The following is a 19544-nucleotide window of genomic DNA, read 5'->3' as shown; positions in this document are numbered from 1 at the left end:
GCTCAGTGAGCCCCTGTGCCGCCCATCAGGTGTCGTGCGCCGCGTTATATGACCAGTTTTCCCCGCACCACCACCTTGCCCGGCTTGATCTCGGGGTCGGCAATGCGGCGGATCGCCAGATTCAACGCTTGCCAGGCGATCTCTTGCAAATCGTGTGACACGCAGGGGAAATGAAAACCGTAGATCTCGGCATGTGAAACCTCATCGATGCTGAACAGCGACACGTCCTGCATCAACGGCAGCCGATGTTCGATACAGGCCTTGATAATACCCAGGGAGATCTGGTTATTGCAGCCAACGAAAAAGTCCGGCGCGCGGTTATTGGCCAGCCAACGGCTCGTCTCTTGCCAGGCGACATCCATAAAGAAATCGGCATACAGCACTTCAAGCGACGCTACCTTGCCTTGTAATGCCGCTTGCAAGCCAGTGACCCTGTCACGCGCCACGTTGGAGTTTTCCGGCCCGGAGACCACCACCACCCGCTGCGCCTTCTGTTCCAGCAGCCAGCGCCCCGCCTGGAGGCCGCAGTCCAGGTTATCGATATACACCCCGCTGCAGTGGCGATTGTCCAGCTCCCGGTCGATCAGCACCACCGGAATATTCAATGTTTCCAACCGTTTTAGGTAGGAAGGCTGGTACAGATGATCGTTGGAAATGACCGAGAGAATGATCGCATCGACGTTGTAGCCAATCAGTTTGTCAATGATTCTGTCTTCGCTCTCCTGAGACTCATAGGAGTCGAACACCAGGGTGTCGTATCCCATTTTTTGCGCTTCAAGCGTCATCAGCCGCGTCAGGCCGCCAAAGAACGGGTTGGCCATATCAGGGTTGACGATGCCGATGGTTCTGCTGCTTTTTGCCCGCAGGTTGCGCGCCGCGGCATTGACCACATAGCCGAGCTCGGCAGCGGTCTCCCGAATGCGGCGCAGCGTTTCCGGATGAACCTTGTCCGGCTGTGAAAATGCCCGCGACGCGGTGATTTTACTGACGTTTGCCTGTGCGGCGACGCTAGCCAGCGTCGCTTTCCGTCCTCGATCCCCTGCCAAATGCAGCTCCTTAGCCTTAATGTATCATTTTGTATCATTTTTAGCATCATGACAGAACTTGGTTCATGGCGCTAATGGTTTACGCCGGCAAGACGATTAATCCGGGGATCGGTAAAAATATCCAGCTCATCACGGCTCTCGGAAGAAAACTCGGACACCACGGCGCCCTGCTCGCCAGCCTGGAACCAGTGCCGGGTATTGGGCGCGATGGTATATTGCTCGCCGGGCCGCAAAAGGATATAGCGATTGCAGGTATACCACGGCTCCGCGCCCTCGGGTACCCGGCATACCGGTTCGCCGCCGGCGTCATTAAGCGTCAGGTTTTCATCATCGACAAACAGGAACACCGCGCCCCAACGGCAGCGGAAAGTCTCTTGCTTGCCGGGCGTGCCGGCGAAAGGAGGATGCAAATGTTCCGGGCAGGTTTGCCCCGGAAACAGCACCAGCTCTTTCGCACAATACCGAGGTGAGTTGACGTAGGTCAGCAGCTGCAGCCCTGACACGGGATAGTCGGCCAGGCCAAATGTTGCAATTTCAATACGTTGCTGCTCTTCATCGGTCAGGACAATGTCCGCCTGGCGCAAATATCCCAGCGTTGCGGCTCTGGCGCTTTGGTGTATCTTCATCATTTCCCCCTGCAAAGTAACGGTATCGATATCAACGCGCTGATATTAAAACCGTCATTGCCCCGCCGATTTTGTGATCGCTATCCCCATATTGAATAACAACCCACCAGCAAAATTAACCCCCGTCGAGTAATTCCAACATTGATCACAGTTTAACCACTCGCTTTGGCCCAATATCGCCTCACTAAAATGATACCGTTACCATAAAAATGATTCACCAGGAGGCCATATGAAAGCATTAGTGTTGGCGAAGGCGGGAGAAATCGCTATCGAGGACGTCCAGCTTGCCGAGGCGTTGGGGCCCGATGATGTACAGATAAAAATTCATTCCGTAGGCATCTGCGGCAGTGATGTGCACTATTACCAGCATGGCCGCATTGGCCCGTTCGTGGTTAATGCTCCGATGGTGCTCGGCCATGAAGCCTCCGGGGTGGTGCTCGCGACAGGTAAAAACGTCACTCACCTCAGCGTCGGCGATCGCGTTTGCATGGAGCCCGGCATTCCCGATCTCAACTCTGCCCAGACGCGCGCCGGTATTTACAACCTTGACCCGGCCGTTCGCTTCTGGGCGACGCCGCCGGTGCACGGCTGCCTGCGCGAAACCGTCATCCACCCTGCCGCCTTCACGTTCAAATTGCCGGACAACGTCAGTTTCGCTGAAGGCGCCATGGTGGAACCCTTAGCCATCGGCATGCAAGCGGCCACCAAAGCCGGGATCAAACCCGGCGATATCGCCCTGGTGATCGGCGCCGGGCCGATCGGCGTGGTCACCGCCCTCGCGGCGCTGGCGGGCGGCTGCTCGGACGTCATTATTTGCGACCTGTTTGACGAGAAACTCGCCGTGGCGGCCAGTTACGAGGGGCTGCACGCCGTCAATATCAAAACCGGCGACCTGGCGGGGAAAGTGGCCGCGCTCACCAGCGGCAATGGCGCCGATGTCGTGTTTGAATGCAGCGGCGCCAAACCGGCTATCGCAACGCTGGCCGAACATGCGGCGCCAGGGGCGACCGCGGTGCTGGTCGGCATGCCGATCGATGCCGCGCCACTGGATATCGTCGCCGCGCAGGCCAAGGAAATCACCTTCAAGACCATTTTCCGCTACGCCAACATGTACCCGCGCACGCTGCGGCTGTTGAGCAGCGGCAAGTTGCGCGTCCAGCCGTTGATAAGCCAAACCTACAAGTTCTCCGACAGCGTGGCCGCCTTCGAGCGCGCGGCGGCGGGACATGCCTCGGACATCAAAATCATGCTGGAGATGGAGTAATCCTATGACGCTCTATGCTGGCATAGACTGCGGTACGCAAGGCACGAAAGTCGTGATTGTCGACAGCACACAGGGCGCGATCCTCGGTGAGGGCAATGCCCCTCACCGTCTCATCAGCCAAGCCAATGGCCGGCGCGAACAGGAGGCCGACTGGTGGATTGAGGCGTTAGTCATCGCTTTTCGCCAAGCCGTGACTAACGCCGGCGTTGATGCGCGGGAGATTCATGCTCTGGGGGTATCGGGCCAACAACATGGGTTTGTGCCGCTGGACGCAGACGGCAACGTGCTGCACAGCGTCAAGCTGTGGTGCGATACCGAAACCGCGGAAGAAAACGCACGGCTCCTGCAACAGCTCGGCGGCGCCAACGGCTCGCTGGAAACACTCGGTTTGCGGCTCGCCACCGGCTATACCGCGTCAAAAATCCTTTGGTTCAAGACGCACCATCCGGCGCTGTGGGCAAAACTGCACACCGTGCTGCTGCCCCATGACTACTTGAACTTCTGGCTGACCGGGGAGCGCGTAGCGGAATATGGCGACGCCTCCGGCAGCGGGTTGTTCGATGTGCGCACCCGTAGCTGGAGCAAAACCGCCGTCGAGCTCATCGATGACAGCGGCCGCCTGTGGCAAGCTTTGCCGTCGCTCAAAAGCGCGGAGTGCTGCATCGGCACGGTGCGCCCCGCCGCGGCGGAAAAACTCGGCCTCGGCCCAACGGTGCGGGTATCGACCGGCGGCGGCGACAACATGATGGCGGCCATCGGTTCCGGCAACATTGAGGCCGGCACCCTCACCCTGAGCCTGGGCACCTCCGGCACGCTGTTCGCCTGGTCTGCCGCCCCCGTCGCGGCGGAATCGGACATGATTGCCGGCTTCTGCTCCAGCACCAACGGGTGGCTGCCCTTGATTTGCACCATGAATGTCACCTCGGCCACCACCGCCGTGCAAACGCTGCTGGACGAAGACCTTGCCGGCTTTAACGCGTTGTTGGCGCAGGCCTCGCCCGGCGCAGGCGGTGTCGAGATGCTGCCGTTCTTCAATGGCGAACGCGTTCCGCCGCTGCCCCACGCGCGCGCCAGCCTGCATAACCTCGATAGCGACAACTTTACCCGCGCCAATCTCTGCCTGGCGGTAGTCGAAAGCGCCACGTATGGGTTGCGCTATGGCATCGAGCTGTTTCGCCGTCAGGGCATCGAAGCGCGCGAAATCCGCCTCACCGGCGGCGGCGCCCGCAGCGCCGCCTGGCGACAAATCGTCGCGGACGTGATGGGGTGCCCGGTGGTCTGTCTGAAAGCCAAAGAGACCGCCGCGCTGGGCGGCGCCATTCAGGCGATGTGGGCGACGATGTTGGCTGACGATCCGCGCCGGAACGCCGGCGCGTTGCTGGCCGAACTGTGCCAACGCTTCGTTGCGCTGGATGAGGCCACGCGCACACGGCCAAACGCCGGCAGACAGGCGCAATACGAGACGCTTTATCAACGGTACCTGCAACGCTTGCAGCAGACCTACCCGGAGGTGCAACTGTGACGCAAGATCCCCATACGCCAGCGCCCGCCTACCTGCTGGAGGTCAGCGGCGTCAAAAAAGCCTTTGGCCCGGTCGTGGCGCTCAAGAATGCAGAGTTTTGCCTGCGGCGCGGATCCATCCATGCCCTGTGCGGCGGCAACGGCGCGGGTAAGTCCACCTTTCTCAGCATTCTGATGGGCTTTATTCAACCCGATGGCGGTGACATTTTTATCAATGGCCAACGCTGTGAATTTCATCACCCTCGGGAAGCCCTCAACGCCGGCATCGCCATCGTGCAGCAAGAACTGAGCGCGATCCCGGATCTGACGGTGGCCGAAAACATTTGGCTGGGCCGCGAGCCGAGACGCTTGGGGTTCGTCGACTTCGCAACGCTCAACCAGCGCACGACCCGCCTGCTCAAAGAACTCGATTTCAAGATCGACGCCCGAGAAAAAATGCGCAACCTGAGCGTCGCCGAGCAACAGCTGGTCGAGATCGCCAAGGCGCTGTCGCATGCCAATGCCGACATCATCATCATGGATGAACCCACCTCGGCGATTGGCGAAGAGGATGCGCAAAAAATCTTTCAGACGCTTCAGCAGCTGGCGGCGAAAGGTAAAGGCATTATCTACGTCTCTCACCGTTTGTCAGAGATATTCCAAATCGCGGACAGCTACACCATCTTCCGCGACGGCGCCTACATCCATGAAGGCTATATCGCCGACATCACCCGTGAACAGCTGATCGAACACATTATTGGCGGCGAGTACGACAGCGAGTTCGCCAAATTCAATCAGCCCGGCGAAGAGGTCTTGCTGGAGGTCAACAACCTGTGTTGGCGCAGCAAGATAAAAGATATCAGCCTGCAGCTTAAGCACGGTGAGATCCTGGGCATCTATGGGCTGGTGGGCTCGGGGCGCAGCGAGTTTCTCGATCTTATCTTCGGCATTCAGCATGCCGACAGCGGCACGATCCGCTTGGGTGACAAGACGCTGAACCGCCATTCTCCGCGCAAGGCCATCGACAGCGGTATTGCCTACGTGACGGAAGATCGCAAGGAAACCGGTCTGGTGCTGTGCCGCTCCGTCAGTGAAAACATCAATATCGCCTCTTTTGCCGCCATCAGCCGGATGGGGTTTGTCAGCGAGAAACGGGAGCAGGCGCGGACCCGCGACATGATCCAGCGCTTCAACGTTAAAACCCATGACGGCGAACAGCCGGTGGGCAACCTGAGCGGCGGCAACCAGCAAAAGGTCGTGCTGGGCCGCTGGGCGCTGCTGGATCCGGAGGTTTTGCTGCTCGACGAGCCGACGCGCGGTATCGACGTCGGGGCCAAGAAAGAGATCTATCGATTTATGTCGGAGTTCGCCTTGCAAAACAAAGGGATCATCATGGTTTCCTCCGAGCTTTCGGAAATTATCGGCATGAGCGATCGCATATTGGTGTTTCGTGACGGGCAGTTGACCGGCGAGCTTTCGGCAGCCGATGCGACCCAGGCAGCACTGATGAAACTTGCGGTTTAACAGAGAGAGAAAAAAAATGAGCAGCGCCCACTCCTTATCACCAGGAATTTCATTTTTCACCCGCAATAAGCGCCGCATGCACAAATACGGCATTATCATCGCCTTTTTCGCCCTGTGCCTGACCGTGGCGCTGATTGGCGAATATCAGGTCGCTCAGGGGGCCTGGAGCAGCAACTATTTTCTCAGCAATGAAAACACCCTGATCGTCCTGCGCCAGGTCTCGATCAACGGCATTCTGGCCATCGGCATGACCTTCGTCATTATCACGGCCGGGGTTGATCTCTCCGTGGGATCGGTGCTGGCGCTAAGCGGGATCGTCGCCGCCCGCTTCGCTACCAACAACAGCGGATTGGCTATCGGCGATACCGCGACCGCCGTCATGGCACCGCTGATTGTGGCGCTCGGTATCGGCATCGTTTGCGGCCTGGTGAACGGCACCGTGTTAGCCCGCTACCGCCTGCAGCCGTTTATCGTCACCATGGGCATGCTCTCCGCGGCGCGCGGTTTAACCATGTTGACCACCAACGGCAATCCGGTATCGCAATTGAACAGCGATTTCCGCTGGTTGGGCAATGGCTATGTCAGCGGCGTTCCGGTGCCCGTCATCATCTTCATCGTGCTGTTCGCCCTCGCCTGGCTCGTGCTGAATAAAACCCTCTTCGGGCGCTACATCTACGCCGTCGGCGGCAACCCGAAAAGCGCGCGCACCTCGGGGATTAACGTCACCCGCATCAAAATACTGGTGTATACGCTGTGCGGCGCGCTGGCCGGCATCGCCGGCCTGATCCTCACGGCGCGCACCGGCTCGGCGCAGACCAACGCCGGTGCTGGGTATGAGCTGGACGCCATCGCGGCGGTGGTGATCGGCGGCACCAGCATGGCCGGCGGCGTCGGTACGCTGGTCGGCACCTTCTTCGGCGTGCTGATTATCGGGGTGATGAATAACGGCCTCGATCTGCTCGGCGTGCAATCGTATTACCAACAGATTATCAAAGGCGCATTGATCGTTCTTGCCGTCTTGCTCGACCCCTCGCGTAAGCAACAGCGCGATTAATAACATCAGACCCAACTCTACCAGGAGAAAACCATGAATAAGACCAAGATAGCGTTGTTTGCCTCAGCCATGATGCTGGGTAGCCTGTCGGCAGCTCAGGCCGCCCCGGTTAAAATCGCGGTATTGATGTACGGCAACAAAGCCGAGTTCGTGCAATTGATGGAAAGGTTCGGCAAGGAACACCCGGCGGTGAAAAGCGGCGAAGCCGTGCTGACCTTCTACGATGGGCGTTATGATGCATCGGTGCAAAACGATCAGGCCGCCACCGCTATCCAGACGCGCGCCGATGCCATTATCGTCAACCCTATGGATTTTGAGGCCAATATCGATATCGTCACTAATGCCAACGAAGCCAAAATCCCGGTGGTGGTCACCAACGCGCGCCTGAACACGGACGCGATGACGTCTGAAGTGGTGTCTAATGACGAGTTGGGGGGGTATCTGGAAGCCAAAGCCGTCCTGGACAAACTCGACTGCAAGAACCACAAGGTGAACGTGGTGATTATCGAAGGCCCGAAAGGCGGCAGCGGCGAGATCCAGCGCGGTAAGGGCAACGATAAAGCGATTGCCGAGTGCGGCGCCGGCCAGGTCACGGTACTTGAGCGCAAAACGGCCAACTGGTCACGCGCGGAAGCGCAGCCGCTGATGGAAAACTGGCTGCAGAAACACCGGGGTAAAATCAACGGCGTGATCGGCCAAAACGACGAGATGGCGCTGGGTGCTATCGAGGCGATCAAAGGCGCCGGCCTGAATGTGAAAGACTTCGCGATTGCCGGCGTTGACGGCGTTTCCGACGCGATTCATGCGGTGCAGGCCGGTGAAATGGTCTCTATCCTGCAAGATGCCAAAGGCCAGATGCAGGGGTCCATCGACGTCGCGCTGCGCGCCGTGAAAGGTGAAAGCTATCAACCTCAGTCGGATATCTGGAAGCAGTACGCCAAGGATCTGAAATGGGAGGGCGGCACGCAGAAGCATTACTACATTCCGTGGACCGTCGTTACCGCAGAGAACGCCAAAGCGCTGTTGGACGCACGCAAATAATCCCCCGCCCCCTGGTTCCAGGGGGCCCTGCTATGGCACTTGTCTGCAAAAAAAAAGCCAGCACGGAGTGGCTGGCTTAAAGGTTCTTCGAGGGAATATCTTGTTCGATAAACATACGCCTTTCGCCGCCCCCTTGACTAACTATCAGTGTGATAGGCGCCGCCGTCTGAGACTATTTTTTGCCGTTGCATGGTAAAGCGCCGCCGCTGACCTACACTTGAGCCGTAGTCAAGATGCAGTTACGGGTCGTTTTTATCTTCCAAAAGGAATAATTATGAAAGCAACTAAATATCTCTTGGCACTGCTGGCGTTCACCTCATTCTCTTCCCTGGCGGCAATTGAAATCACTCGGGAAGAGGCGGCGAAACATACCGAGATCGGTCCGGTGACCATTTCACAAGACGGCGACGACACCGTGGGGATCGACCATGCGCGTCTGTCGAAAGCGGTAGATGAAAAAGGCGGTAAGTATTACGTCATTATCGGTCGCGAGGGGAAAACCACCTTCGAAACCATCAATGCGATAGCCTATAAATAATCAGGCTTAGCCCGCGGCAGGCTGCTTCCTGCCGCTTGTCCCTGCGTTTACTTGTCGCCGCCCGTCAATATCAATGCCTGCATATCGGCGAACATCGTTTCCCATTCCGCCTGGTCGATATCCATCAAACCAAAGTAACGCAGCATAAAGGCGCCTTCGGTGGCGAGAAACGCCAGGCGCGCGCGCTTGCCTTCTTCGGTCGTCAAATCCAAACCGGCGATGCGGCTGCGATACCATTCGCGCGTGCTCGCCAGATGCTCCGGCGTTTGAATTAACGTTGCCATCAGCCCGGCGGCCTTGGCGCTGGAGGCCTGATCCGAACTGTGGGTGGCCAGCATATGCGCCCGCACGGCGGTCGGCGGCGAAGGCTCGTCGCCGGCAATCGCCGTGAACAGCGTCTCATAGGCACTGCCCCAGCGATCGAACATGGCATCGATAAGGGCGTCTTTGCTGCCGAAACAATACTGCACCCCGCCCTTGGAGATCCCCATCGCTTTGGCGACGGCGTCGATGGTCAAGCCGGCGGCGCCCTGGGTGGCGACGATCTCTTCGGCGGTGTCCAAAACCTTGTCGCGATCGATGCTGCGTTGACGTCCCATTAAGAAACCCTTCTTTTCAATACGAACGTATGGATATATATTATCATCAGTATACCACCCGGCATCGCCGGTGGGTTACCCCAATGGCGGCGCCTCCGCGCCGCCCACGTTAACTGGATATGAATTATGTACGCCAAGAACCGCTGGTTGATCCTGACGATGGTCGCCAGCGCCCTTTTCCTGATCGTCATCGATATGACGGTGTTATATACCGCCCTGCCGCGCTTAACCCAGGCGCTGGACGCCAGCGCCTCGCAAAAACTCTGGATCGTCAACGCCTACCCGCTGGTGGTGGCCGGCCTGCTGCCCGGCGCCGGCATGCTGAGCGACCGCATCGGCCATAAGCGGCTGTTTCTCGCCGGGCTGCCGGTGTTTGCCGTCGCGTCGCTGTGCGCCGCGTTCTCGCCCACCGCCGAGTGGCTGATCGCCGCCCGCGTGTTCCTCGCCGTTGGCGCGGCAATGATGATGCCCGCCACGCTGTCCATCGTGCGCCACGTCTTTACCGATGAACGCGAACGCGCGCTGGCGATCGGCATCTGGGCCTCGGTGGCTTCCGGCGGCGCGGCCATCGGCCCGGTGGTCGGCGGCCTGCTGCTGGAGTATTTCTGGTGGGGGTCGGTGTTCCTGATCAATGTGCCGGTCGTGCTGCTGGTCTGGCCGCTGGCGTGGAAACTGATCCCGCGCTGCGGTGGCGATAACCCGCGCCCTTCGGACATCGTCGGTTCGGTGCAGATCATGATAGGTCTGGTCGGCGCCATCTATGCGCTGAAGGAGCTGAGCAAGCCGACGCCTGATGTGAGCGCCTTGCTTGTGGCAGCCCTGATCGGCGTGTTGTTCCTGGTGCTGTTCGTGCGTCGTCAGCAGCGCAGCGCCCACCCGATGATCGATTTCTCCCTGTTCCGCAACCGGCTGTTCGCAGGCGGCATCGGCGTGGCCCTGCTGTCGATGGTGGCGCTGATCGGCGTCGAGCTGGTGCTCAGCCAACGCCTACAGCTGGTGCTCGGCCTCAGCCCGCTGCAGGCGGCGCTGTTTATTTTGCCGATCCCGTTGGCCTCGGCGCTGGCGGGGCCCGTAGCCGGCCTGCTGTTGCCGCGCTACGGCGAACGCAGCATCATCCTCGGCGGCTTTGTCCTGACTACCCTCGGCATCGCCGGTCTTGCCGTGTGGTACCAGAGCGGCATGGCGCCGCAATTGGTCAGCCTGGCGCTGGTGGGCTTTGGCCTCGGCGGCGTGATCACCGCCGCTTCTACCGCCATCATGCTGAACGCGCCGGAGGAAAAGTCCGGCATGGCGGCGTCCATCGAAGACGTCTCCTACGAACTGGGTGGCGTGCTGGGCGTGACGCTGCTCGGCGGGTTGATGACGGCGGTTTACAGCCACAGCCTGGCACTGCCGGCGGAGCTGCCGGTCAGCGATTTGGCCTACGACAGCATCGACGAAGCCCTGCGGCTGGCGGCCGGGCTGGCGGCCGATCGCGCGCAGCAGCTGACGCAGCTGGCGCGTCTGGCCTTTGATCGCGCGTTTATTACGGTGCTGATCGCCGCCGCATTGCTAATGGCGCTGGGCGCCGGCGCGGTGAAACTGGCGCTGCGCAAGTAACCGATAAAAGCGGCTTTTTTCGCCTGCGGATCCTGCGTAAACTGATTCGGCAATTTGCTCGACGGATTTATCGTCATCGGTTTTAGCGATGGCAATAATGCCTGTTATCGTGTTTAACCCTGCGATAAATCCGGTTACTGTAACAGCTATGGAAATTGATTCTGTCTACTATCGGAACAAATAATCAGGAGAAGATTATTATGGCAACGGCAAAGAAAGCAGCGAAAACCCATATCGGCCTCGACAGTAAACAATCGGCAAAACTCGCCGAGGCGCTGAACGCGCTGTTGGCGAACTATCAGGTGCTGTATATGAACGTGCGCGGCTATCACTGGAATATTACCGGCCCGCAGTTCTTTGAGCTGCACGCGAAATTCGAAGAGACATATAACGATCTGCTGACCAAGGTGGATGAGCTGGCGGAACGTATTCTGACGCTGGGCTCGCAGCCGCGTCACGCTTTCAGCGACTATCTGAAAACCGCCGACATCAAGGAACACACCAACGTGACCGATGATAAAGGCACGCTGCGCGGCCTGTTGGAAGGGTATTCAATCTTGCTGCAGCAGCAGCGTGAACTGCTGACGGTAGCGGCAGACGCCGGTGACGAAGGCACCGCGTCGCTGATGAGCGATTACATCAAAGAGCAGGAAAAACAGGTCTGGATGCTCAACGCCTATCTGGGCAAATAACCCAGGCGCCATAACAAAACAGTCCCTCACGGGACTGTTTTCGTTTTACCACTCGCAGGATACCGCAAACAGCAGCGCGCGCCGATGCTGATCGTCCAGGCGGCGCCGCACCCGGATAATATGGCGATTGCTGCACGACTGGCGTTCCAGCCAGCGATGCCGGCGGCGTTGGCTCTGCCGCAACATGCGCCAGCGGCCCACTTCATTTCTACTGCGTCTCATAATTCCGTCACTCGTTCGTCTAATGCCAACCGCGGGCATTATAGCCCTTTCCGCCCGTGATCCAAGCCGCAGTTATCGGCGGCACAGCGGGCGCCACGCGGGTAAAAGCCGCCCTTTCATTTTCAGCAAGTGCCTTAACTTCATCATATTTATGTAACATAAGCGCCGATAAAAGGTTTCGCCTTGACCGATCTGTGCGTACACTCATCATTGGTGGTTTGCGAACGGGATTTTTCGCCTTTATGACAACATTTTATACCGTAATCAGTTGGCTCATGGTGTTCGGCTACTGGCTGCTGATCGCCGGCGTGACGATGCGCATTTTGATGAAACGCCGTGCGGTTCCCTCTGCCATGGCCTGGCTGCTGGTTATCTACATACTGCCGCTGTTCGGCATCGTGGCCTATTTATCGTTCGGCGAGCTGCATCTGGGCAAGCGCCGGGCCGAGCGCGCCAAGGCCATGTGGCCGTCAACCGCCCGCTGGCTGAAGGAGCTGAAAGAGAGTCGCCGCATCTTCGCCACCGAGTACAGCGAGGTCGCCGAACCGCTGTTCCAGCTGTGCAACCGCCGCCAGGGCATCGACGGCGTCAAGGGCAACCAGCTGCAGCTGCTCACCACCACCGACGACACGCTGAAAGCGCTGATCCGCGACATCGAACTGGCGCGGCACAACATCGAAATGGTGTTCTATATCTGGCAGCCCGGCGGCCTGGTCGATCAGGTGGCCGAATCGCTGATGGCCGCCGCCCGACGCGGCGTACACTGCCGCCTGATGCTCGACTCCGCCGGCAGCCTGCAATTTTTCCGCAGCCCCTACCCGGCGATGATGCGCAACGCCGGCATCGAAGTGGTCGAGGCGCTGAAAGTCAACCTGCTGCGCGTATTTCTACGCCGCATGGACCTGCGCCAGCACCGCAAGGTGGTGCTGATCGACAACTACATCGCCTATACCGGCAGCATGAACATGGTCGATCCGCGCTACTTCAAGCAGGATGCGGGCGTCGGCCAATGGATCGATCTGATGGCGCGCATGGAAGGCCCGGTGGCCACCACCATGGGCATCGTCTATGCCTGCGACTGGGAGATTGAAACCGGCAAGCGCATTCTGCCGCCACCGCCGGACGTCAACATCATGCCGTTCGAGCAGGAAAGCGGCCATACCATTCAGGTGATCGCCTCCGGCCCCGGCTTCCCCGAGGAGATGATCCACCAGGCGTTGCTGACCGCGGTCTATTCCGCCCGCGAGCAGCTGATCATGACCACGCCGTACTTCGTGCCAAGTGACGATCTGCTGCACGCCATTTGCACCGCCGCCCTGCGCGGCGTCGAGGTCAGCATCATCGTGCCGCGCGACAACGATTCGATGATGGTGCGCTGGGCCAGCCGCGCGTTCTTCTCCGAGCTGCTGGAGGCCGGGGTTAAGATCTATCAGTTCGAAGGCGGCCTGCTGCATACCAAGAGCGTGCTGGTGGACGGCCAGCTCAGCCTGGTCGGCACCGTCAATCTGGACATGCGCAGCCTGTGGCTGAATTTCGAAATCACGCTGGTGATCGACGATGACGGCTTCGGCAGCGATTTGGCCTGCGTGCAGGAAGATTACATCGCCCGTTCCCAGCTGCTGAACGCCAAAGAGTGGCTGAAGCGGCCGTTCTGGCATCGCCTGGTCGAGCGCCTGTTCTACTTTTTCAGCCCGCTGCTGTAAAAGCCGCGGCGAGCGTGCTTTAATAGCGCCAAATCATTTGTTATCAGGATTTTTTTATGGATTTGAATAACCGCCTTACCGAAGACGAAACGCTGGAACAGGCCTACGACATCTTCCTCGAATTGGCCGGCGACAATCTGGATCCGGCGGATATTCTGCTGTTCAACCTGCAGTTTGAAGAGCGCGGCGGCGCCGAACTGTACGATCCCTCCGAAGACTGGAGCGAGCACGTGGATTACGACCTGAACCCGGACTTCTTCGCCGAGGTGGTGATCGGTCTGGCGGACAGCGACGGCGAGCCGATCAACGACGTGTTCGCCCGCGTGCTGATCTGCCGTGAGAAAGACCACAAGCTGTGCCACATTCTGTGGAAAGAGTGATTCGCCGTTAGCGCATCGGATAAAAAAAGCCCCGCTCATTCAGCGGGGCTTTTTGTTGCCGACTAGCGGCACATTACAGCGGATCGACCTTCAGGCAGGACACCGCGTGGCGGAAACTGCCCTCCAGCAGCGGACGCGTCTTGGCGCACTCCGGCCCGGCGATCGGGCAGCGGGTGCGGAACACGCAGCCGGTCGGCGGGTTGATCGGCGAAGGCAGCTCCCCTTCCAACAGCTGGATCTGCTTCTCCTTCTCCTTGTCCGGATCCGGGATCGGCACCGCAGACATCAGCGCTTTGGTGTAAGGGTGCTGCGGGTTGTGGTACACCTCGTCATAGGTGCCCAGCTCCACCGCATGGCCCAGATACATCACCAGCACGCGATCGGAAATGTGCTTCACCACCGCCAAGTCGTGGGCGATAAAGATCAGTGACAGGCCCATTTCGCGCTGCAGCTGCTGCAACAGGTTCACCACCTGCGCCTGAATCGATACGTCCAGCGCGGAGACCGGCTCGTCGCAGATCACCAGCTTCGGCTCGAGGATCAGCGCGCGTGCGATGCCGATACGCTGGCACTGGCCGCCGGAAAACTCGTGCGGGTAGCGGTTGATCAGGTTAGGCAGCAGACCGACCTTCAGCATCATTGCCTTGACCTTGTCCTTCACTTCCTGACGCGGCATTTTCGGGTAGTAGGTGCGCAGCGGCTCGGCGATGATCTCGCCGATGGTCATGCGCGGGTTGAGCGACGCCAGCGGATCCTGGAAGATCATCTGGATATCGCTGCGGGTTTTGCGCCAGTCGGCGTCGCTCATGCCCAGCAGATCTTTCCCCAGCCAGGCGACGCGCCCGCTGGTGGCTTTCACCAGGCCGATGATGGCGCGCGCGAAGGTGGATTTGCCGCAGCCGGATTCGCCGACCACGCCCAGGGTTTCCCCCTCGAACAGCCGCAGCGTGACGCCATCGACCGCTTTCAGGGTTTTCGGCGGCTGCCAGAACCACTGTTTGTCGTCATGAATGTCGAAGTGCACTTTCAGATCGGCCACTTCGAGCAGCACTTTCTTGTCGGTTACCGCTGTCATACCAACGCCTCCACCGGTTTAAAGCAGGCGCGCAGGCGCCCTTCCCCAAATTGCTCCAACGGCGGAGCGCTCGCACACTGCTCCATGGCGTACGGACAGCGCGGCTGGAACGGGCAGCCTTTCGGCAACCGCAGCAGGTTTGGCGGGTTGCCGGGAATGGTCAGCAACGCTTCGCCTTCGGCGTCGAGACGCGGCACCGCATTCAACAGACCGATAGAGTACGGGTGGCTCGGCTGGTAGAACACCTCGCGCGCGCTGCCGTATTCCATGGTGCGGCCGGCGTACATCACCAGCACCTTGTTGCAGATGCCGGCCACCACGCCCAGGTCGTGGGTGATCATGATGATGGCGGTGTTGAACTCGCGCTTCAGCTCGTTGAGCAGCGTCATGATCTGCGCCTGAACGGTCACGTCCAGCGCGGTAGTCGGTTCGTCGGCAATCAGCAGCTTTGGCCGACACAGCAGCGCCATGGCGATCATCACGCGCTGGCGCATGCCGCCGGAAAACTCATGCGGATACATGCGCATGCGCTTGCGCGCTTCCGGCATTTTCACCGCGTCGAGCATGCGTACCGACTCTTCAAAGGCTTCGCTTTTGCTCATTTTCTTATGCAGCATCAGCACTTCCATCAGCTGTTCGCCAACGCGCATATAAGGGTTGAGCGAGGTCATCGGGTCCTGGAAGATCATCGAGATCTCTTCTGCCCGCAGCTTGTTGAGCTGATTTTCCGGCAGGTTGAGGATTTCACGGCCGTTGAATTTGGCCGAACCGCCGATGCGGCCATTGCTGGCCAGCAGGCCCATCAGAGCGAACGCTGTCTGCGATTTACCGGAGCCGGACTCACCGACGATGCCCAGCGTTTCCCCGGCGCGCAGGTCGAAGTTCAGATCGTTCACCGCCGTCACGTCGCCGTCCGGAGTGGAGAACGTGACGCGCAGGTCTTTCACGTCCAGCAGCGGCGACGTTTTGACCCCGACGCCGGTTTGCAGTTGAGGATGTTCAATGGTGCTCATGATTGCACTCCTTAACGATCTTTCGGGTCGAGGGCGTCACGCAGGCCATCGCCGATAAAGTTGAAACAGAACAGAGTGACAACCAGGAAACCCGCCGGGAACAGCAGCAACCACGGTGAAACTTCCATTGAGTTGGCGCCGTCGCTGAGCAATGCGCCCCAACTGCTGAGCGGCTCCTGCGTGCCCAGCCCCAGGAAACTGAGGAAGGATTCGAACAGGATCATGCTCGGCACCAGCAGCGACGCATACACCACCACCACGCCGAGCACGTTCGGCACGATATGGCGCAGCACGATATTGCGCGTGGAGACGCCGCACACCAGCGCCGCTTCGATGAATTCCTTACGCTTCAGGCCGAGGGTTTGGCCGCGCACGATACGCGCCATATCCAGCCACGACACCATGCCGATCGCCACGAAGATTAGCAGGATGTTCTGGCCGAAGAAGGTCACCAGCAGGATCACGAAGAACATGAACGGGAAGGAGTTGAGGATCTCCAGCAGGCGCATCATCACCGAGTCGACCTTGCCGCCCAGATAGCCGGACATTGCGCCGTACAGGGTGCCCACCACCACCGCCACCAGCGCCGCCGCCACGCCGACCATCAGCGAGATGCGCCCGCCGATCGCCACGCGCACCAGCAGATCGCGCCCGGAGGAGTCAGTGCCGAAATAGTGCCCCGATTCCACGCTTGGGGCGGCGGACATCATCGCCCAGTCGGTGTCGTCGTAGGCAAACTGCGACAGCATCGGCGCCAGCGCCACAAACAGCGTGATCAGCACCAGAATAAACAGGCTGCTGACCGCCGCGCGGTTGTGCATAAAGCGCCGACGCGCGTCTTGCCACAGGCTGCGCCCTTCCACTTCCAGCTTCTCGCTGAAGTTTTCCAGAGCTTCGCTGTTCTTTTTAGTCAACATCATTCGCGTGCTCCAGATTAATAACGGATTTTCGGATCGATGACCGCATACAGCACATCGACGATCGCGTTGAACAGAATGGTCAGGGCGCCCACCAGAATGGTCAGGCTCAGCACCAGGGAGTAGTCGCGGTTCAGCGCGCCGTTAACGAACAGCTGGCCGATCCCCGGCAGACCGTAGATGGTTTCGATCACCATCGATCCGGTGATGATACCGACGAACGCCGGCCCCATGTAGGACAGCACCGGCAGCAGGGCCGGCTTCAGCGCGTGGCGGAAAATAATGCGACGCATCGGCAAGCCTTTGGCGCGCGCGGTACGGATGAAGTTGGAGTGCAGCACTTCAATCATCGAGCCACGCGTGATACGGGCGATGCTGGCGATATAGGCCAGCGACAGCGCCACCATCGGCAGGATGATGAATTTAGGCGCGCCGCCGTTCCAGCCACCGCCCGGCAGCCATTTCAGCGTGATGGCGAAGATCAGCACCAGCAGCGGCGCCACCACGAAACTGGGTATCACCACCCCGGTCATGGCGAACCCCATCACCGTGTAGTCCCATTTGGTGTTCTGATTCAGCGCGGCAATCACGCCTGCGCTCACCCCCAGCACCACCGCCAGCAGAAACGCGGCCAGGCCGAGTTTGGCGGACACCGGGAAAGAGCTGGCGACCAGATCGTTCACCGAATAGTCCTTGTATTTAAAGGACGGGCCGAAGTCTCCCTGCGCAAGCTGCGCCAGATAATGACCGTACTGTTTCCAGATCGGGTCGTTCAAATGATATTTGGCTTCGATGTTCGCCATAACTTCCGGCGGCAATGCGCGTTCCCCGGTAAATGGACTGCCGGGTGCCAGGCGCATCATGAAGAATGAGATGGTGATAAGGATAAATAGTGTCGGGATCGCTTCCAACAAGCGACGAAGTATAAATTTAAGCATTGCCCTAACCCTGTGCGACAGCCTGATGACGGCTTATTATTCTCAACATGGGCCGGCGGCCTGCGCCGCCGGCTCTTACCGTATCAATGCTTGATAATGTACAGGTTTTTGTCGTACACGTTATCAAGCGGGTCTTTGCCGGTGTAACCACCGACGTAAGGTTTCACCAAACGGGCGTTCACATAGTAATACAGCGGAACGATGGCGGAATCTTTGTCCAGCTGAACTTCCGCTTTCTGATACAGCTCGGCGCGCTCGTCTTTGGTCTTCGCGGTCAACACGTTGGCCATCAGCTTGTCGAACTCGGCGCTCTTGTAGTGCGGGGTATTACTGCTGCTGTCGGACAGCATCATGTTCAGGAACGAGCTCGGCTCGTTGTAGTCGGCACACCAGCCGGCGCGCGCCACGTCATAGGTGCCCTGATGACGGGTATCCAGGAAGGTTTTCCACTCCTGGTTCACCAGCTTCACGTCCACGCCCAGGTTTTTCTTCCAGATGGAGGCGGCGGCGATCGCCAGCTTCTTGTGCAGATCGGAGGTGTTGTACAACAGGGAGAAGGTCAGCGGTTTGCCCGGGCCGTAGCCGGCGTCGGCCAGCAGTTTCTTCGCCACTTCGTTGCGTTTTTCCTGCGTCCAGCCGAACCACTCCGGTGCGGTCAGCTTGGCACCGTCGGTGTATGGCGGCGTAAAGCTGTAGGCCGGCAGGTCGCCCTGGTTTTTCACCTTGTTGACGATGATGTCGCGATCCATGCCCAGCTTCAGCGCTTCACGCACGCGCGCATCGGTGAACGGCGCCTTCTGGTTGTTGATTTCGTAGTAATAGGTGCACAGGTAAGGATCGACATGCACCTCTTTCGGGATCTCTTTCTTCAGCTTCTGGAACAGTTCGATCGGCATGTTGTTGTAGGTCATGTCGATTTCACCGGTGCGGTAGCGGTTAACGTCGGTCACTTCCGACGAAATAGGCAGGAACGTCACTTTATTGATGATGGTTTTGGCGTTATCCCAATATTCCGGGTTGCGTTCCAGTACGATGCGTTCGTTGACAATCCAGTCTTTCAGTTTGTAAGCGCCGTTGCTGACGTAGTTGGCCGGCAGCGTCCACTTCTCGCCAAACTTCTCTACCGCGTCTTTGTAAACCGGCTTCATGGCGTAGTGCGGGGTCATTTCAACCAGATAAGGCACCGGCTCGCTCAGGGTCACCTGGAAGGTGTGGTCGTCGATGGCCTTCACGCCCAGCGTCGACTTGTCTTTTTTACCGGCGATGATGTCATCGACGTTTTCCACATGGGCGTACTGCAGGTAGCTGGCGTAAGGCGACGCGGTTTTCGGATCCACCACGCGCTGCCAGCTGTAGACGAAATCTTGCGCCGTCACCGGCTTGCCGTTGGACCATTTTGCGTCTTTACGCAGGTGGAAGGTCCAGACTTTGAAATCCTTGTTATCCCAGCTTTCCGCGACGCCCGGCACGATGGAACCGTCCGGGCTGTTGTTCGCCAGGCCTTCCATCAGGTCGCGCGTGACGTTGTTTTCCGGCACGCCCTCGATCTTGTGCGGATCCAGCGACTGCACTTCGGAACCGTTGTTTTTGACGATTTCTTGCTTGTCGGCCAGCTGCACGCCCGCCGGGACGTCAGCGGCGAAAGCGCTGGTGGTTGCTGTGATACCCAGCGCGGCGATGACGCCGGCGGCAATGAGCGTTTTCTTCGTGATGTTGGTCATACTTATCGACTCCAGTTTTTTATTATCACAGGCTCTTCGTGGAACCCGCGTTGCCCGTAAGCGGACTTTGTTTTCCCGCCGCCGCGGAACGA

Annotated in this window: 19 protein-coding genes; 10 read left to right on the top strand and 9 right to left on the bottom strand. The window is 59.1% G+C overall.

The genetic code is table 11. The features are described from left to right. Positions 1-44: 44 nt before the first annotated feature. Positions 45-1046 carry a LacI family DNA-binding transcriptional regulator gene (locus ACUXAC_RS05780; protein ID WP_060423786.1) on the bottom strand — a complete coding sequence of 334 codons (1002 nt, stop codon included), beginning with the start codon at positions 1044-1046 and terminating at the stop codon, positions 45-47. Positions 1047-1117: 71 nt separating this feature from the next. Continuing rightward, positions 1118-1672, bottom strand: coding sequence for a D-lyxose/D-mannose family sugar isomerase (locus ACUXAC_RS05775; protein WP_080432897.1), 555 nt, complete (start codon positions 1670-1672; stop codon positions 1118-1120). A gap of 229 nt (positions 1673-1901) precedes the next feature. Here ACUXAC_RS05775 and ACUXAC_RS05770 point away from each other — a divergent pair, with 229 nt between their 5' ends. The 6 genes from ACUXAC_RS05770 (at position 1902) to ACUXAC_RS05745 (ending at position 8593) form a co-directional block, all read left to right on the top strand. After that, positions 1902-2936: an NAD(P)-dependent alcohol dehydrogenase gene (locus ACUXAC_RS05770; protein WP_089186057.1), complete on the top strand. Its 1035-nt coding sequence runs from the start codon at positions 1902-1904 to the stop codon at positions 2934-2936. A 4-nt stretch (positions 2937-2940) separates the two neighbouring features. Then, positions 2941-4458, top strand: coding sequence for a xylulokinase (gene xylB / locus ACUXAC_RS05765; RefSeq protein WP_342121535.1), 1518 nt, complete (start codon positions 2941-2943; stop codon positions 4456-4458). Beyond that, positions 4455-5960, top strand: a complete 1506-nt coding sequence (locus ACUXAC_RS05760; protein ID WP_197795009.1) for an ATP-binding cassette domain-containing protein — start codon at positions 4455-4457, stop codon at positions 5958-5960. The genes xylB and ACUXAC_RS05760 overlap by 4 nt, the downstream gene beginning before the upstream one ends. A gap of 76 nt (positions 5961-6036) precedes the next feature. Beyond that, positions 6037-7014 carry an ABC transporter permease gene (locus ACUXAC_RS05755; protein ID WP_387441897.1) on the top strand — a complete coding sequence of 326 codons (978 nt, stop codon included), beginning with the start codon at positions 6037-6039 and terminating at the stop codon, positions 7012-7014. Positions 7015-7047: 33 nt separating this feature from the next. Continuing rightward, positions 7048-8055: a substrate-binding domain-containing protein gene (locus tag ACUXAC_RS05750; protein ID WP_387441305.1), complete on the top strand. Its 1008-nt coding sequence runs from the start codon at positions 7048-7050 to the stop codon at positions 8053-8055. Between the two features lie 274 nt (positions 8056-8329). Beyond that, positions 8330-8593, top strand: coding sequence for a hypothetical protein (locus tag ACUXAC_RS05745; RefSeq protein ID WP_019452732.1), 264 nt, complete (start codon positions 8330-8332; stop codon positions 8591-8593). 47 nt (positions 8594-8640) lie between these two features. Here the strand turns inward: ACUXAC_RS05745 and ACUXAC_RS05740 are convergent, their stop codons facing one another. Continuing rightward, positions 8641-9192 (bottom strand): TetR/AcrR family transcriptional regulator, encoded by a 552-nt coding sequence (locus ACUXAC_RS05740; protein ID WP_197811832.1) that lies wholly within the window; start codon positions 9190-9192, stop codon positions 8641-8643. A 126-nt stretch (positions 9193-9318) separates the two neighbouring features. Here ACUXAC_RS05740 and smfY point away from each other — a divergent pair, with 126 nt between their 5' ends. Next, positions 9319-10791 carry a multidrug efflux MFS transporter SmfY gene (smfY, locus tag ACUXAC_RS05735; RefSeq protein WP_193159170.1) on the top strand — a complete coding sequence of 491 codons (1473 nt, stop codon included), beginning with the start codon at positions 9319-9321 and terminating at the stop codon, positions 10789-10791. Positions 10792-10991: 200 nt separating this feature from the next. Next, positions 10992-11483, top strand: coding sequence for a Dps family protein (locus tag ACUXAC_RS05730; protein WP_004932132.1), 492 nt, complete (start codon positions 10992-10994; stop codon positions 11481-11483). A 45-nt stretch (positions 11484-11528) separates the two neighbouring features. Here ACUXAC_RS05730 and ACUXAC_RS05725 read toward each other — a convergent pair whose 3' ends face one another. Next, the gene (locus ACUXAC_RS05725) at positions 11529-11705 is read right to left on the bottom strand and encodes a YciY family protein (protein ID WP_025159792.1); all 177 of its coding nucleotides are present in this window, start codon (positions 11703-11705) and stop codon (positions 11529-11531) included. A gap of 242 nt (positions 11706-11947) precedes the next feature. Here ACUXAC_RS05725 and cls point away from each other — a divergent pair, with 242 nt between their 5' ends. Together cls and ACUXAC_RS05715 are read left to right on the top strand one after the other, a co-directional pair. Next, positions 11948-13408: a cardiolipin synthase gene (cls, locus tag ACUXAC_RS05720; protein ID WP_038877257.1), complete on the top strand. Its 1461-nt coding sequence runs from the start codon at positions 11948-11950 to the stop codon at positions 13406-13408. 56 nt (positions 13409-13464) lie between these two features. Then, complete coding sequence (locus tag ACUXAC_RS05715) at positions 13465-13788, top strand: HI1450 family dsDNA-mimic protein (RefSeq protein ID WP_004932139.1); 324 nt, start codon at positions 13465-13467, stop codon at positions 13786-13788. A 73-nt stretch (positions 13789-13861) separates the two neighbouring features. Here the strand turns inward: ACUXAC_RS05715 and oppF are convergent, their stop codons facing one another. The 5 genes from oppF to oppA all read right to left on the bottom strand — a co-directional run bounded on the left by oppF (position 13862) and on the right by oppA (position 19452). Further along, positions 13862-14863, bottom strand: a complete 1002-nt coding sequence (oppF, locus tag ACUXAC_RS05710) for a murein tripeptide/oligopeptide ABC transporter ATP binding protein OppF (RefSeq protein ID WP_025303071.1) — start codon at positions 14861-14863, stop codon at positions 13862-13864. Continuing rightward, the gene (gene oppD, locus ACUXAC_RS05705) at positions 14860-15876 is read right to left on the bottom strand and encodes an ABC transporter ATP-binding protein (protein ID WP_225528716.1); all 1017 of its coding nucleotides are present in this window, start codon (positions 15874-15876) and stop codon (positions 14860-14862) included. Before oppD ends, oppF begins: the two co-directional genes overlap by 4 nt. Positions 15877-15887: 11 nt before the next feature. Then, on the bottom strand, positions 15888-16796 hold the full coding sequence (oppC, locus tag ACUXAC_RS05700) for an oligopeptide ABC transporter permease OppC (RefSeq protein ID WP_049199092.1): 909 nt from the start codon (positions 16794-16796) through the stop codon (positions 15888-15890). Positions 16797-16810: 14 nt separating this feature from the next. Then, positions 16811-17731 (bottom strand): oligopeptide ABC transporter permease OppB, encoded by a 921-nt coding sequence (oppB, locus tag ACUXAC_RS05695; protein ID WP_004932150.1) that lies wholly within the window; start codon positions 17729-17731, stop codon positions 16811-16813. Positions 17732-17814: 83 nt separating this feature from the next. After that, positions 17815-19452, bottom strand: a complete 1638-nt coding sequence (gene oppA, locus ACUXAC_RS05690; protein WP_049199093.1) for an oligopeptide ABC transporter substrate-binding protein OppA — start codon at positions 19450-19452, stop codon at positions 17815-17817. Positions 19453-19544 lie beyond the last annotated feature (92 nt).

The organism is Serratia sp. 121840015-1 (assembly GCF_053627655.1).
This window is presented reverse-complemented; position numbering and strand designations above follow the sequence as displayed.

Coding starts and splice junctions, on each gene's coding strand:
- ACUXAC_RS05775 (WP_080432897.1), bottom strand. CDS start 1,672: ATGAAGATACACCAAAGCGCCAGAGCCGCAACGCTGGGATATTTGCGC.
- ACUXAC_RS05770 (WP_089186057.1), top strand. CDS start 1,902: ATGAAAGCATTAGTGTTGGCGAAGGCGGGAGAAATCGCTATCGAGGAC.
- xylB (WP_342121535.1), top strand. CDS start 2,941: ATGACGCTCTATGCTGGCATAGACTGCGGTACGCAAGGCACGAAAGTC.
- ACUXAC_RS05755 (WP_387441897.1), top strand. CDS start 6,037: ATGCACAAATACGGCATTATCATCGCCTTTTTCGCCCTGTGCCTGACC.
- ACUXAC_RS05750 (WP_387441305.1), top strand. CDS start 7,048: ATGAATAAGACCAAGATAGCGTTGTTTGCCTCAGCCATGATGCTGGGT.
- ACUXAC_RS05745 (WP_019452732.1), top strand. CDS start 8,330: ATGAAAGCAACTAAATATCTCTTGGCACTGCTGGCGTTCACCTCATTC.
- ACUXAC_RS05740 (WP_197811832.1), bottom strand. CDS start 9,192: ATGGGACGTCAACGCAGCATCGATCGCGACAAGGTTTTGGACACCGCC.
- smfY (WP_193159170.1), top strand. CDS start 9,319: ATGTACGCCAAGAACCGCTGGTTGATCCTGACGATGGTCGCCAGCGCC.
- ACUXAC_RS05730 (WP_004932132.1), top strand. CDS start 10,992: ATGGCAACGGCAAAGAAAGCAGCGAAAACCCATATCGGCCTCGACAGT.
- ACUXAC_RS05725 (WP_025159792.1), bottom strand. CDS start 11,705: ATGAGACGCAGTAGAAATGAAGTGGGCCGCTGGCGCATGTTGCGGCAG.
- cls (WP_038877257.1), top strand. CDS start 11,948: ATGACAACATTTTATACCGTAATCAGTTGGCTCATGGTGTTCGGCTAC.
- ACUXAC_RS05715 (WP_004932139.1), top strand. CDS start 13,465: ATGGATTTGAATAACCGCCTTACCGAAGACGAAACGCTGGAACAGGCC.
- oppF (WP_025303071.1), bottom strand. CDS start 14,863: ATGACAGCGGTAACCGACAAGAAAGTGCTGCTCGAAGTGGCCGATCTG.
- oppD (WP_225528716.1), bottom strand. CDS start 15,876: ATGAGCACCATTGAACATCCTCAACTGCAAACCGGCGTCGGGGTCAAA.
- oppC (WP_049199092.1), bottom strand. CDS start 16,796: ATGATGTTGACTAAAAAGAACAGCGAAGCTCTGGAAAACTTCAGCGAG.
- oppB (WP_004932150.1), bottom strand. CDS start 17,731: ATGCTTAAATTTATACTTCGTCGCTTGTTGGAAGCGATCCCGACACTA.
- oppA (WP_049199093.1), bottom strand. CDS start 19,452: ATGACCAACATCACGAAGAAAACGCTCATTGCCGCCGGCGTCATCGCC.